The sequence below is a fragment of the Deinococcus roseus genome, assembly GCF_014646895.1.
Classification (GTDB): Bacteria; Deinococcota; Deinococci; order Deinococcales; family Deinococcaceae; genus Deinococcus_C; species Deinococcus_C roseus.
This window is the reverse complement of the sequence record NZ_BMOD01000002.1, coordinates 142,872-154,959: the sequence shown is the minus strand read 5'-3', so window position 1 is coordinate 154,959 and position 12,088 is coordinate 142,872. Positions and strand designations below refer to the sequence as shown.

12 protein-coding genes and 1 tRNA gene are annotated in these 12,088 nt (G+C 55.9%); 5 read left to right on the top strand and 8 right to left on the bottom strand.

What is annotated here, in order from left to right; translation table 11 throughout:
• Window positions 1-26: 26 nt before the first annotated feature.
• The 3 genes from IEY52_RS03655 to IEY52_RS03645 are packed head-to-tail and all read right to left on the bottom strand — an operon-like array spanning window position 27 to window position 1,048.
• The gene (locus tag IEY52_RS03655; protein ID WP_189000016.1) at window positions 27-275 is read right to left on the bottom strand and encodes a glutaredoxin family protein; all 249 of its coding nucleotides are present in this window, start codon (window positions 273-275) and stop codon (window positions 27-29) included.
• On the bottom strand, window positions 272-484 hold the full coding sequence (locus IEY52_RS03650) for a DUF2905 domain-containing protein (protein ID WP_189000013.1): 213 nt from the start codon (window positions 482-484) through the stop codon (window positions 272-274). Before IEY52_RS03650 ends, IEY52_RS03655 begins: the two co-directional genes overlap by 4 nt.
• Window positions 485-1,048, bottom strand: coding sequence for a PadR family transcriptional regulator (locus IEY52_RS03645; RefSeq protein ID WP_189000011.1), 564 nt, complete (start codon window positions 1,046-1,048; stop codon window positions 485-487). It abuts the gene before it with no gap.
• Between the two features lie 87 nt (window positions 1,049-1,135).
• Between IEY52_RS03645 and IEY52_RS03640 the strand changes: the two genes are divergently transcribed.
• The 4 genes from IEY52_RS03640 (at window position 1,136) to IEY52_RS03625 (ending at window position 3,619) form a co-directional block, all read left to right on the top strand.
• Entirely contained in the window at window positions 1,136-1,630 is a 495-nt protein-coding gene (locus IEY52_RS03640) for a DUF4188 domain-containing protein (protein ID WP_189000009.1), read from the top strand.
• 78 nt (window positions 1,631-1,708) lie between these two features.
• Window positions 1,709-1,785 (top strand) — tRNA-Met (locus IEY52_RS03635).
• Window positions 1,786-1,949: 164 nt separating this feature from the next.
• Window positions 1,950-2,852 carry a tyrosine-type recombinase/integrase gene (locus IEY52_RS03630; protein ID WP_189000006.1) on the top strand — a complete coding sequence of 301 codons (903 nt, stop codon included), beginning with the start codon at window positions 1,950-1,952 and terminating at the stop codon, window positions 2,850-2,852.
• 50 nt (window positions 2,853-2,902) lie between these two features.
• On the top strand, window positions 2,903-3,619 hold the full coding sequence (locus tag IEY52_RS03625) for a hypothetical protein (protein ID WP_189000004.1): 717 nt from the start codon (window positions 2,903-2,905) through the stop codon (window positions 3,617-3,619).
• Here the strand turns inward: IEY52_RS03625 and IEY52_RS03620 are convergent.
• The 3 genes from IEY52_RS03620 to IEY52_RS03610 all read right to left on the bottom strand — a co-directional run bounded on the left by IEY52_RS03620 (window position 3,616) and on the right by IEY52_RS03610 (window position 7,117).
• Window positions 3,616-4,158, bottom strand: coding sequence for a hypothetical protein (locus IEY52_RS03620; RefSeq protein WP_189000002.1), 543 nt, complete (start codon window positions 4,156-4,158; stop codon window positions 3,616-3,618). The genes IEY52_RS03625 and IEY52_RS03620 overlap by 4 nt on opposite strands.
• A 74-nt stretch (window positions 4,159-4,232) precedes the next feature.
• A complete protein-coding gene (locus tag IEY52_RS03615) occupies window positions 4,233-4,535 on the bottom strand; it encodes a hypothetical protein (RefSeq protein ID WP_189000000.1) in 303 nt (100 codons plus the stop codon).
• A gap of 440 nt (window positions 4,536-4,975) precedes the next feature.
• On the bottom strand, window positions 4,976-7,117 hold the full coding sequence (locus IEY52_RS03610; RefSeq protein WP_188999998.1) for a hypothetical protein: 2,142 nt from the start codon (window positions 7,115-7,117) through the stop codon (window positions 4,976-4,978).
• Window positions 7,118-7,635: 518 nt separating this feature from the next.
• Here IEY52_RS03610 and IEY52_RS03605 point away from each other — a divergent pair.
• Window positions 7,636-8,016, top strand: a complete 381-nt coding sequence (locus IEY52_RS03605; RefSeq protein ID WP_188999996.1) for a hypothetical protein — start codon at window positions 7,636-7,638, stop codon at window positions 8,014-8,016.
• A gap of 72 nt (window positions 8,017-8,088) precedes the next feature.
• On the opposite strand, the gene IEY52_RS03600 is transcribed toward IEY52_RS03605, so the two are convergent.
• The gene (locus IEY52_RS03600) at window positions 8,089-10,503 is read right to left on the bottom strand and encodes an AAA family ATPase (RefSeq protein ID WP_188999993.1); all 2,415 of its coding nucleotides are present in this window, start codon (window positions 10,501-10,503) and stop codon (window positions 8,089-8,091) included.
• The gene (locus tag IEY52_RS03595) at window positions 10,500-11,918 is read right to left on the bottom strand and encodes an McrC family protein (protein ID WP_188999990.1); all 1,419 of its coding nucleotides are present in this window, start codon (window positions 11,916-11,918) and stop codon (window positions 10,500-10,502) included. Before IEY52_RS03595 ends, IEY52_RS03600 begins: the two co-directional genes overlap by 4 nt.
• Window positions 11,919-12,088 lie beyond the last annotated feature (170 nt).

Here is a 12,088-nt window from a genome sequence, read left to right as displayed (position 1 = left end):
GACGTTGCTTCAGTTGTGGCCTGAAACTATTGCAATCCAACCCTTTTCAGGTAGGTGTCCAGTTTTTCTCTGGAGAAACGGCTCATGGATTCGGCCATGCCGTTGTATTCCAGGGTGGGCACGCTGCGTTTGCCACCATTGACTTTCATCACGTAGTCTGCGGCACCTGCAACAGCTTCGATGTTGATTTCCTCGTAAGGAATGCCTTTCTTTTGCAGCACGGCCTTGGTGACATGGCAATCCGGGCACCAGGACGTGGTGTACATTTTGATCATCTTGAACCTCCGAACAGTCGGGCGAGCAAACTCAGCACCACACTGACCAGAATCATACTGGTGATGGGGAAAAACACTGTTGCATTGCCACTTTTGAAGCGGATGTCACCCGGCAAGTGACCAAACCAGGTGAGGGCTTTTGGGAAATACACCCACAGCACCCCCACAACCACCAGAATCAACCCCAAAAGAATCAGTGTTTTGCCCATTCAGTGCTCCTGCGGACCCTCGATCACCTGCGCAGCATCATCCAGCCACTTCAGGTAAAGTTCTTCCAGCTGAATCCCGAACTTCAGGGTGAGGAACTGCAATTGATGGGCACGGTGCATGGGATCCTGAGGGTGCCTGTCCAGCACCTCTTCAAACTGATCCCTGATGGCAAAATACTCGCTCAGGCGCGTTTCATGCTGTTGCTTCTGATACTGAATGTGCTTGAGGATTTCTTCATTGGAAAGCCCTGAGGAGAAATAAAGCTGCATCAGAAAGGGTTCTTTGAAGACCGGCAAATCCTGGGGTTCTTTCAGCCATGCCAGCAACACCGCCTGTCCGCTGGGGGTGAGGTGGTACACCTTGCGGTTGGGTTTGCCTTCCTGGATTTCCAGTTCGCTCTGGATGTGGCCTTCTTGCTGCAGTTTGTCCAGGGTGCGGTAAATCTGGGCCTGATCGGCGCTCCAGAAGTACCTGACACTGCGGTCAAAGCACTGGGTCTTCAGGTCGTAGCCTGTCATGGGTTCCAGGCTCAAAAATCCAAGTATTGCGTGGGGCAATGCCATAACTCTCCTTGACAGGGTACAGCTTAACCCGTATGCTGATTTCATCATATATATGATTCTACATATATATGATCAGGAGGAAGATTTATGGTGTACAAAGACCGTATCACCACCGAAATCACCGAACCCATCACCGTTTTCCTGATCGGCATGCGGGTCAACAAACTGCTGCCCCTCTCCAGATGGCTGAAAGTGGCCCGTGCCATGCCCCCCATGATCGAAACACTCATGAAGCACCCCGACAAAGGCATGCTGCATGGAGAGAGCTTCTTCCGGCTTGGTCCCCTCACCACCATTCTGGTCAGTTACTGGAAAAGCCCAGAGCACCTGGAAAACTTTGCCCGCAATCCCAACGATCCCCACCTCAAAGCCTGGCAGGAGTTCTACAAACTGGTGGGGACAGATGGCAGTGTGGGCATCTGGCACGAAACCTACGTGATCCAGCCGGACCAGGTGGAATCTGTTTATGCCAACATGCCCATGTTCGGATTGGTGGGGGCCACCAAAAATGCCATTCCAGCCAAAGGGCACCGCAGCACCTTCAGGAAGCGCCTGCTGTCCAGAGAGACTGTAAAAAACTGAGTGCTGGGCAGGTGTTTCCATAGGGTTTAAACATGGGCTTGCAAAAAGATGGATTTGCATGTACCATACTTAACGCTTGGCGTTGTAGCTCAGCTGGTTAGAGCGAACGACTCATAATCGTTAGGTCCGCGGTTCAAGTCCGCGCAACGCCACCAAGCACAAGTCCCGTCTCTGACGGGATTTTTTGTTTTGGACCCGGTGCAGTGCAAAGGGTCAAAAACCACGAATCGTGCGGTGTTGTTAGGTCCACACTTGAGCAAACGATTCTCTGCCAGCCTTCAATTTCCTGTCCAGCTCGTCAGAAACGCGAGGGGAACACATGATTTTAGAAGAGTTGTGGCAGCACCACCAGAACCACCTGAAGCTCAAGAAGCGCTCCGAGTACACCCGGCACTACTACCGGTCGACCCTGGTTTCCCTGCGTAAGTACCAGAAGGCCGGGGAGGACAACCTCCCAGACGAAGTGGAACGCATCACCGTGATGCACCTGCGGGGCTTCCTGATGTGGCTCGAAGAAGAGCAGGAACTCAACGCTGGCGGTATTCATGCCCATGGTCGTGCATTGAGGGGGGTGTTCCATTGGGCCTTCAAGGAAGAGCTCATCTCCAAAGACCCGGTGAAGCGCCTGGAGCTGCCCAGCGTGCCCAAGGAGCGCATGCCTGCCGTGCAACCTGCCCAGCTCAAAAAGCTCGTGGAGGCCAGCAAGACCGCCGAGCATCCTCTGCGGGACAAGGCCATCTTGCTGGTGTTGTTCGACACCGGCATTCGCCTCGGTGAAATCACTGGCCTGAAAATCGAAGACGTGCTGATGGACCGGGGCATGCTGCGGGTGGTGGGCAAAGGCAACAAGGAACGCTTCGTGCCCATCGGAGGGAGCGCCATGCTCGCCATCAACCGCTACATGCAGCGGGAGCGCAAGCCTGCCCATGCTGGCATTCGGCAGCTGTTCCTGGGACGGGGTGGCATTCCTCTGGACCGCACCGGGGTGGCCCTGGCGCTGGAGAAGCTGGCCAAGAAGATTGGGCTCGAAAGAAAGGACTGCACGCCCCACACCTTCCGGCGGGGCTTTGCAGTGCAGTTCCTTCGGAACGGTGGGAACCTGTTCGCCTTGCAGCAGATTCTGGGCCACACCACGCTCGACATGACCCGGCGCTACGTGGGCTACCTCGACGACGACATCAAGGACATTCATGTGCGCAACAGCCCGGTGGACCTCCTGTGAGCCCGCGCAGAAAGGTCAAAAAACAAGATACGCAGCCAGGGCATTGCCGAATGGATAACCCAGAAGCAGCGAACTCCACCCGTCACATGGACCGACTGCTGGACCTGATGGGGGAGATACCGAAGGCCCTATGGGAAGAACACGGGCTTCTGTCGATTCAGGCCCGGCTTCTGCTGGTGGAGCACCTGGTGGATACGGCGCTCCTGCTGTTCAAGGACCCCGGCATGCACTTCAAACAGCTTCCAGTAGAGTCCATAGAAGCATCCTTGCGCACGTCTGGACGCACCAGACTGCCCAGCAAAGGGGCTGTGGCAGCCCGGCTGGGCAGCATGGGGGCATCTTTCCTGGGTCCCACTACAGGTCAGGTGACGTTCCTCCAGGTCTTGTTAAAGCACACAGAGACGCAGCCAGAGTCTTTGCCGAAGTGGTTTGACGCACTGTGCCAGTGGTTCGCTGCCCACGCTTCAACATGGCGTGAAGGCTTCTTGCAGCATGGTGGGACACCGGCGCACCTGTATCCAGCCCTGTCCTGCCTGGAGCATTACCTGCAGCGTCTGGAGCACTTGCGGCGAGTCGAACCTGCGCGGCAACAACTCAAAGACCTGATACATGACCTGAAGAAAAAGGGCGCTCTGCAAAGAGAGGACCTGACGACTTTGCGCGAAGTGGAAGAGCTGTTGGAGGACCTGCGAAGCATCCACCCAGCAGATGAGCTCAGCCGGGTCCTCCGCAGTCCACGCCTGTTGGCACAACTGTCAGACCTTTAAGCGAAGAGGCCCCAGTCGTCTTTGAAAGCGTGGTAAACGCAGGTGGGGTCGTTGGGCTTGATGCGGATGTCGTGCGGAGCGAACTGGCTTTCAATGAAATACACAGTGGTTTCGCCTGTCTCCTGGTCCATGCACACCAGTGCCAGGACATCACAGTCCTCTTGGTAGGACTTGGTGTACTGGTACTGGCCGTAGTGGCTGACCCGCTTCTCCTGCAGGCGGAAGCGGAACGCCTCACCTTGCTTCGTCTCAGAGGTCTTCACCTCTACGCGCAGACCATCAATACGCAGGTCAAAAGCTGCGCCGCTGATGCTGGCTTCTGCATGAAGGCCTCTGTGTTCAGCCTCCTGCTTCAGGAAGGCTTCTCCGGTCTGGCCCAGCTGATTGCGGGTGCAGTTCGCAGAGAGGCCAAGCTTGCTGCGGTACCGTTTCACGGTCGCCAGACTCACTTCGGCATAGACGGCAAGTTCACGGTCCAGAAGACCAAGGCGGTGACCTTCCAGGATGCGGGCAGCGGACAGGGACGAGGTGGCTTTCATGATGGACCCCCAAAAGCAGAACCGGAAGCATCACGCTTCCGGTTCCTGTTTGTGCTGAATGGATTTTCTCCATTTTACCGCTGGAGGTCTTCCGGCCCGGCCCCTTCTGGGGCCTTTTGCTGAACAAAATCCAGCAGCAGGGGTTTCAGGGCTGGATGCTGGGTTTCCAGTTGCACTTTGCGGTCTCGCAGCCTGGCCTCCATGCGGACCAGTTCGAAGTCCATCCGTACTTCCTGGTCATCGAGGTCGTCTCCCAGCAGAAGCTGAATGACGCGTAGGTTGCCCCACAGGGTGGCGTACTCTCTGGAGATGGGCTCTGGGACGCCCCGCTGGGTGAGGAATTGCAGCAGTTCTGGGACAAGCAGTTCGATGTTCATGGTGGTGCTCCTTGCAAGTGAAGTAACCCCAGTCCACCAATGAAGTGGAAAAGGGTTCATGTGAAATCCTGTGACAATGGAAAGGGACGACCCCATGGTTTGAACCCACTTTGAGGGGACTCTGGCCTTGCTCTTCAGTGCCGCAGCCCGTTCATGAAAGTGGTTTGTGACATGGGGGTGGCAGGGGAGGGGGGGACCCTACAACCCTGCGGTGGTGCCTGTTGGGGGGCAACGGGACCGGCAGGGGAGGGGGGGGTATTTCTATAGAAGGGCAATACAAACCTCTGGCCCTGTTTTTCGGGGGGGAAGGGGGTAAGTTTTTCGGGGAGTGTGACAACCGTAAGGCGAATGCGGCGGTCAAGAGCCGTGTTAGCTTGGACAGGCAAAATGAGCCACAAAACACACCCTGCTGCCCCGCCCCGCGCAATGGACGCTTTACTTCAGCCAGGTTTCCAGAGCATGCCTAGTGCAACTTCACGGATGATGCTGGTGAATTGATGGTATGTTGAACAAAATCTTTCGCTGTGAACTGTTGGCTGTGAACTGTAAACTTTTCTGAGAGGGGCAAACAACCTCACCTGTGATCTTGCACTAGCAGCCGCTTCATTTTCGGCATAGACAGTGTGTTGGGTTGACTTGAAGCGGATTTCATGGGGCTGAAGCTGCTTTCCTGGTACGGTGTGGCAAATAAAATCTTCCAGTTTGCTCCGAATGTGCCAACCCTTGCGGGGTTTGAAGTCTGGCAGCACACAGGGTCGCTTGTGGCGCGCCCAGTGCTCTAGCATCGGAAGGTGCATCCCGCTTTTGATTGCATCTTCAATGCGTTCCTGAAGACGGTGTTCGCGCTCTGCCATCAAGGCGGGATTGGTTTCTTGTGGTGCATAGATACCAAGCAGGACCAAAACATGCTTGGGGATGCCGCCCAGCAGTTGATGCACCTCTGGGCAGTGGTCCACCAGAGTGTCCCGTACATCCTGGTTTTTGCTGTTGCTTTCAAAAGCGTAGTGCGGTGCCGGCTGATGAAACTCGACTTGTTCCTTCAGAGCACTCTGGAGGTTCTCTGTCAGCTCTCCATACAGCACAGCTTTGACGTCCGGATTTCGGTAATGGCGGCCTCGGTGCAGCATCTGTAGGAGTTCTTCGGACTGCAGCCTTGTGCGCAGGTGGGTGCGCCTGTCACTGTCTTCAGGGGTATCTGCGCGGTAAAGGGCCGTCAGCATGTGGCTTTCCAGCGTAACGGGCAGGTGATTCACCTCGAAGGCAATCACATGGTGGCCAGTCCAGGTGTTTTTTCCCCGGCCTTTGTACCAGTAGTTGAATTCGGTTTCCAGCTTGGTGCCGTATTGGTCTTGCAGTTCTTTCCAGAGCCTCTGCACGGTTGTTACAGCGTTTTGTGGAACGAGAAACAGCAGCTTCGCATCTTTGTCTTCCCGAAAACGGTGAAGGGTTTCGCGCAGAACGGTGCGCAGGTGTTTGGTGGCACGGTTCTGGGTGTAGTTCAGGCTGCTGACCTTGAATTGCGGCAGGTGCAGCACAGGCAATTTGTACGGTTCATTTTCCAGTTGGACGATGTTCACAGGTGCGCCAAGCAGCTGCTGGTAGAACTCCTGGTTGGCGTAGGCGTCCAGAATCAAGGTGGGGATTTGTGGTTTACGAACAGCAGTCACGTCATACCGCAAGTGCCATGGATGTGTTGCCCTCTTGTCTCTGGAGCCAGCCACCATTCCGAAGCGCAAAGAAGACCCCCCACCTCCCAGAAAAGAATTGAGGTCTGTGAGGAGTTCTCTGGCCACCCATTCGGGATGGCCCAGTTTCGCAAAGTCATCCTGCAGGTGCTTCAACTCTTCGTTCTGTTCGGTGTGGGTCATGGGACGCTTCCAGTGTCCGGACAGGTGTTTCCAGAAGGTTTCTCCATGGACGCCACGAATTTCACCCACCAGTTTGTTGGCCCCGTGCAGGGTTTCGCCTGGCAACGTGTGCAGCTCCAGTTGTTCCAGCATATTTTTCAGGCGGTTCATCACAACAGAGTGCTGGACAGCCTTTCTGCTTTTGGGCTTGCTTGTGAGCAGGCGCTTCAAGGCGTCCAGGGTGATGTCTTTGCGGGCAGGTCTTCCGTCCAGGGTTTTGCTTTCGCCGTTGCTTTCAATCAGGCTGCTGTACGGGTTCTCATCCACAATCAGCAGCTGAACGCCCTCATAAAGGGGCTGCATGGGATAAGGACATCTGGAGGCATCTAGCTCCCACAGCAAAGCCAGGTGGGCATGGCTGATGATTTTGACCGGCACCTCTGGCTTCCACGGCATCTGGGCCTCATAGGCTCCAGGGCTGGTGGACAGATGCTTCTTGCCAAGAATCACCTGGCTGGAGATGCCCAGTGCGGCCAGCTCTGCCATGGTTTCTGCGCCGAAAGAATCGTCTTTGACTGTGCTCTGCACAGCCCACAGCACCCTGCGCAGTTCCCCGGCGTCAATCATGGCTTTGATGGCCTCGCGGGTCTGGTGGGACTTGCCACTTCCTGGAATGCCTTTGAGGACCCACACTTCAGGAGAAAAAAGGCTGAAGGAGGTCAAGACGCTGGTCAAGACCTTTTGAACAGGGCTGCTGGGAAAAGGCGCAAAGGAGAAGGTCAGCATGAGGACAGTGGGGAGTGAGGCCCCAGAGGGTCACCCTATACTATGTACTATACCGCGTACAGTCAGGTCTTTTTGGGGACCGCCAGAGGTGGGGTCGACCCTCCAGTTTGGGTTCCACTCAAGCCGAGGGATTTCATTTGAACTTCTTGACTTTCGGGTCGAGTTCCACAAGGTGCGGTCTTGCTTGACGGCGCAGGTGCGGTCGTTGCCGATTGAGAGGGTACAGTCACCGGCAAAGACACAGCTGCGTCCTCTTTTCAAGCCCAGGGATTTCAATTGACCCTACCATTCTTTCCAGGCACCACTGTGCCGTCCTCTACTCCTTCGGCAATGACGCTAGGCGCGGCGGCTGCCCAGTAAGGCGTGTCGTTGCCGCGCAGCGGCTGCGCAGCGTGAGCGGAGCAGAGAACGACGGCCCAGTGTGTGACGCAGGATGCGAGGTCACCACCATAAAGGAGGCCATCATCATGATGAGCAATGCTTGTGAAACCAGAAGGAAGTTCAACGACGCTGTCCACCAGTACCGGAAAGCCACCAGACCACTTTGGCATGCTGCGCAAGAGGGTGCAGCCAGCAGCAGAGCGCAGGAAGCAGAGTTGCAAGCTCAGATAGAACAGGTGACGTCTTGCTTGCAGTACCCGCATTTGCGGCCCTCGACGGTCAGGGTGTTGCGCAAGGAATTGCGGCACCTTGCCGGGTTGCTGGAGTTGTGCTCACGAGAAGTGCAGCTCTGGGAGGAAATCATTTCGTTCATCACTGCAGGCGTTCCAGATGAGGACCGTTTGCTCCCTCAACTCTTCGGCTGGGTGGAAACGAGAGATGAGTGGGGCAATATGGTATTGGCCTGAAGAAAGCAACCTCACCTGACGTGAGGTTGCTTTTATTTTCTGTTTGGTCTTCGGCATGACGTTGTGGGGATTTCAGGCTTCCAGAATCTCAGGACCTTCTTCTGGGATTTCGGTGGTTGCTGCCCCGGTACCCTTCGGATGTGGTCTCCAGCGTGCAACCAGTTTGCTGAGGCTCACCATGAAGTCGGGGAGTGCTTCTGGGTGCCGGAGTTTGGTGTTGACGGTGTAGGACTGCCGGGTACGTCCGGAGAACCCAAAGCCGTCTCCTGCAGCGTCTTTGTCGAGGAGGATGAAGTCGCCGCCTATCAGCCCGTGCAGCTTGGCTCCGTCGTTGTAGAAGTACTCTTGCAGGAGGGGAATGACTTTGTAGTACCAGGTGTACTGCAGCTCTTCCGGGCCGCTCACCGAGGTGAGGTAGGCGTGACCAATCTGGTGGTCGCGGTCCAGCAGGCCGGTGATGCGGAGGTTCATTTCGGTGAGGAGGGTTTTGAGGCTGATGCTGATGTCCTCGAAATCCACGTCGGTGGAGAGCACCTCCGGGTCGGGCATGCACTCAATGAAGGTGAAGCGCCTGCGCAAGGCCACGTCCAAGAGGGCGATGCTGCGGTCAGCGGTGTTCATGGTGGCCAGCAGGTACAGGTTGGAAGGCACACCGAAGCTGCTCTTGGAGTACGGCAGGGTCACTTGGTGCGGGTTTTTGGTCCCGATGCGTTTGTCGTCTTCAAGCAAGGTGATGAGCTCGCCCAGCACCTTCGCCAGATTGGCCCGGTTGCTTTCGTCCAGGACCAGCAGGAACTTCAGTGCTTCACGACCTGCCTTCTGGGCCTCTTCCAGCTCGCGTCTGGCTTTGTTGCTGAAGGACTTGAATACACCGTCTTGCAAGGCGAAACCACCAGGGTTGTCCCCGGAAGCTTCCACAGGGCGGAAGCCTTCAATGAATTCTTCGTAGGAGAAGGCCTGATGCAAGGTGGTGAAGCAGAAGCGCTCGTCGATATCAAAAGGTGGGGTGTAAAGCTCACTGGCAAGGCTTAAAGCGGCTTCTGGCATTGAACTGAGGGATGAAGCACCCGGCAGGAAGCTGCTGAGGTTGCCCCGCACCCACCCTTTGCCCTCTTCAGTCAGGGTCCACAGACCTTTGCCAGGTGAATAGAACAGTTTGGGTGTGGATGGGTATTTGAGTGCTTCCCCATCAGCCCCCACTGCCCGCTCCAGAAAGGTGGTGTAGAGGGTGCCGTACAGGCTGCTGATTTTGCGTTTTTCCTCGTACTCTTTGAGGGGGCTGAGTTGCACCAGGTCCGCAATGTTGACCGGGTTGTTCTGGTCAAAGTTGCTCAAATACATGGTCAATGCCAGCACCTGCCAGCGGGGCAAAGCCAGCAGCCTGTCCCGCAAGGCGTTGCTTTGAGGGGCGGTTGAAGACACCACAGGAGCCTCCACCTGAAGTGGCATGTGGTGCAGCAGATGCTTCTTCACCTGACTGATGACATGCGTTTTGCCAGTTCCTGGAGGCCCAAACAGCATGATGTTGCGGGTATAGCCAAAAATTCGCAGGATTTCCTGTGCCAGAGCAGAGGGCGGTTCAGATGCTTCCTGTTGCCGCACGGTCTCAGCAAGTGAGATAGTTTCAGGAGCAGGAGGAACTTCTTCTTCTTCGGTTGGGACCGCTTCTTCTGGGTCTGCAACAGGTGGAGCTTCCAGTTGAAGGCGGGCGGCTTCTTCTTCAAACTCGGCGCTCTTTTCGGTAATGAATACCGCCAGAGTGTTCAGGTGCAGCAGGGCTTTCTCCGTCAAAGATTCCAGGTGAGGCTCGGATTGCTGCAGGTGTTCACTGCTGATGGCCAGGTCAATGGCCATCAGGGTGGATTTGCCGCGCTTGCGTGCGTAAGCCTGCAAGATGCCCCGGATGCGTTCATGGTTCTCTGGGGTGATGGGGGTGTGCTTGAAGGGGTTGGCGTGTTTGACCCATTCCGCTTCAGGAAATTGCCTTTTCAGTTCTTTGTCGGTGGTGATGTCTGCGTTCATCATCAGGACGGGTGAAAAATCCTGCGGTAGGCTGTACAGCAGGTTGATGAACTGCTCAAACACCTCTGGGTGTTGCAGCGCAACACGGAAGACCTCTCTGGGTTGGGCGCGGTAGACGCTCAGCCAGAAGTTGAGGCCTTCTTGCAAGTAGTAACCCCATTCGCGGATTCCCTTGGCCCCCCAGCTGCTGTGAACAGGACTGAGGAGCGCTTCTGCAAACCAGATGCCATATTCAGGTGCCTTTTGGCTTCCCAGTCCAATGACGAGCCCTTTGGGCTGGGTGTCCACTTGCAGGCCACTTGGACCCAGATTCAACCTTTCTGCTGCCCGTCTGAGCACACCCAGAACACGGTAACCGACCGTGCCTGTCATGGTTTTCTTGAGCTTGTTGGGTTCGTCTTTGAGCTGCTCATAGGCGTTTTTGAAGTCAGTCCAGTCCATCCATTGTTGATGCGGGTCGGTCATGGTGCTCCTTGATGTGTGGCGAAGTGAAAAATGTCTTTGAGTTCACGGATGAGTCTGGGAGTGTCCCGTCTGGAACGGTACTGGCTGAGGTCCACCGATGAGACCGTGATGGAAACGTCTCCTGTGGTTTCCTTTGAGGCAGTGGGGATGATGAAGCGCTCCCTCAAATCTCCATCCATGCTGTCGTTTTTGGGGTACATCAGCAGGATGTGGGGGCAGCCGTGACGCACCGCGTAGGCCAGCATCTGGTACATGTCGGCTTGCTGCACGCCGAGTTTGCGTTCTCTGGGACTCAGAGGCTTGTACTTCAAGTCCATGATGAGCTGCACGGCTTTTTCGGTGGAGAACAGCACGTCAGGCTTCAGGGCGAAGATTTTCTGGGTGTATGGCCCTTTGGCTCCAATGGCGGCTCGCTCTGCCAGATGCTTACGGTGCTCTTGGCCCTGTGCTCTTACCCTGGTGCCCTGCAGGGCTTCTGGGCAGATGTCCGTCCAGTGCTCGGTGAGGAAGGCGGTCAAGAACGTTTCAAAGAGACGGTTCATGTCAAACAGGAACGAGAATGCTTTTGCGTCTCCAGAGAGCAAATCCAGCGTCTGGTTTTCCAGGAACAGCCGGGCGAGCATCCACGGCATCTGGAAGCGGTCATGGAGGCGGCTGAGTTCCAGGTGTTGCACCTGATGCAGGGTGATGGGGACGGCCTGGACTTCGTCGGCATCCATCCAGTCCAGCAGCTCATGCAGCACCTGCCGGGTGCTTGCGGTTCTGCACTGACCCAGCAAGAGGTGAGTGACATGCCGAAAAGTCTGATTGAACAGGTTGTCGCTGCTGAGGAGTTCGTACTGCACAGTGAGTTGATGTCGTCTGGCAGGATATTTCAAAGACTCCGACAGCAGGATTTTACCTTTGATGTGGCTGGTGCTTTCCTCAATGCTCTGATAGTTGCGGATTGACCCTTGCTGGTATTCGTAATGCAGGGTGGTTGCGTAAATGCGGGATAGGACCTCGAACCAGTCCAGGCTTGTGTCTTTCAGCAGCTCCGTGAAGCCCAGTGGCTTCAAGGGCAATTGGTAGGCGTATTCCATCAGGGCCAGCAGGCTGAGTTTGGCTTCCCGTTCTGCAGCAGATGTGCCATTGGACCGGTGAATTTTGGGCAGGATTTGCAGCCTGACACCTGGCAGGTCCACCACTCCTACAAACTGGCTCACGGAGAGCATCAATTGGCCTTTGTGGTGATGGAGGGCAAAAGCATCCTGGTTGCCCAGCCGGATGCCCAATTCTTCAATGGCGGCCAGCAGGGTTTCTTCAGGCACCATTCCCTTCAACAGACGGTTCAACGGCACCTGTTGATGCTCGAACAAAGTTTCGAGGGGCAGGAAGTCGGGGGTGAGGGAGATGCCTTCTCGTTCTTTGAGCATGGTTGGCCTCTGGGTCTGGTTTCATGGTAGCCCAAAGGTGCGTCAGGCCCTGTCGTGTGGCACTAGGGGAAATCCCTAGGATGCCGTGCGGTGTGAGTTTTGTGACAGTGTGCGCCTCTAGAATAAACTGAACGCTGAAAGCATGCGGCAGGAGCGTCAAAACCTGTCGT

Bases quoted from the DNA above. Each gene is read 5' to 3' on its own strand.
- IEY52_RS03655 (WP_189000016.1), bottom strand. From the start codon at position 275: ATGATCAAAATGTACACCACGTCCTGGTGCCCGGATTGCCATGTCACC.
- IEY52_RS03650 (WP_189000013.1), bottom strand. From the start codon at position 484: ATGGGCAAAACACTGATTCTTTTGGGGTTGATTCTGGTGGTTGTGGGG.
- IEY52_RS03645 (WP_189000011.1), bottom strand. From the start codon at position 1,048: ATGGCATTGCCCCACGCAATACTTGGATTTTTGAGCCTGGAACCCATG.
- IEY52_RS03640 (WP_189000009.1), top strand. From the start codon at position 1,136: ATGGTGTACAAAGACCGTATCACCACCGAAATCACCGAACCCATCACC.
- IEY52_RS03630 (WP_189000006.1), top strand. From the start codon at position 1,950: ATGATTTTAGAAGAGTTGTGGCAGCACCACCAGAACCACCTGAAGCTC.
- IEY52_RS03625 (WP_189000004.1), top strand. From the start codon at position 2,903: ATGGATAACCCAGAAGCAGCGAACTCCACCCGTCACATGGACCGACTG.
- IEY52_RS03620 (WP_189000002.1), bottom strand. From the start codon at position 4,158: ATGAAAGCCACCTCGTCCCTGTCCGCTGCCCGCATCCTGGAAGGTCAC.
- IEY52_RS03615 (WP_189000000.1), bottom strand. From the start codon at position 4,535: ATGAACATCGAACTGCTTGTCCCAGAACTGCTGCAATTCCTCACCCAG.
- IEY52_RS03605 (WP_188999996.1), top strand. From the start codon at position 7,636: ATGATGAGCAATGCTTGTGAAACCAGAAGGAAGTTCAACGACGCTGTC.
- IEY52_RS03600 (WP_188999993.1), bottom strand. From the start codon at position 10,503: ATGACCGACCCGCATCAACAATGGATGGACTGGACTGACTTCAAAAAC.
- IEY52_RS03595 (WP_188999990.1), bottom strand. From the start codon at position 11,918: ATGCTCAAAGAACGAGAAGGCATCTCCCTCACCCCCGACTTCCTGCCC.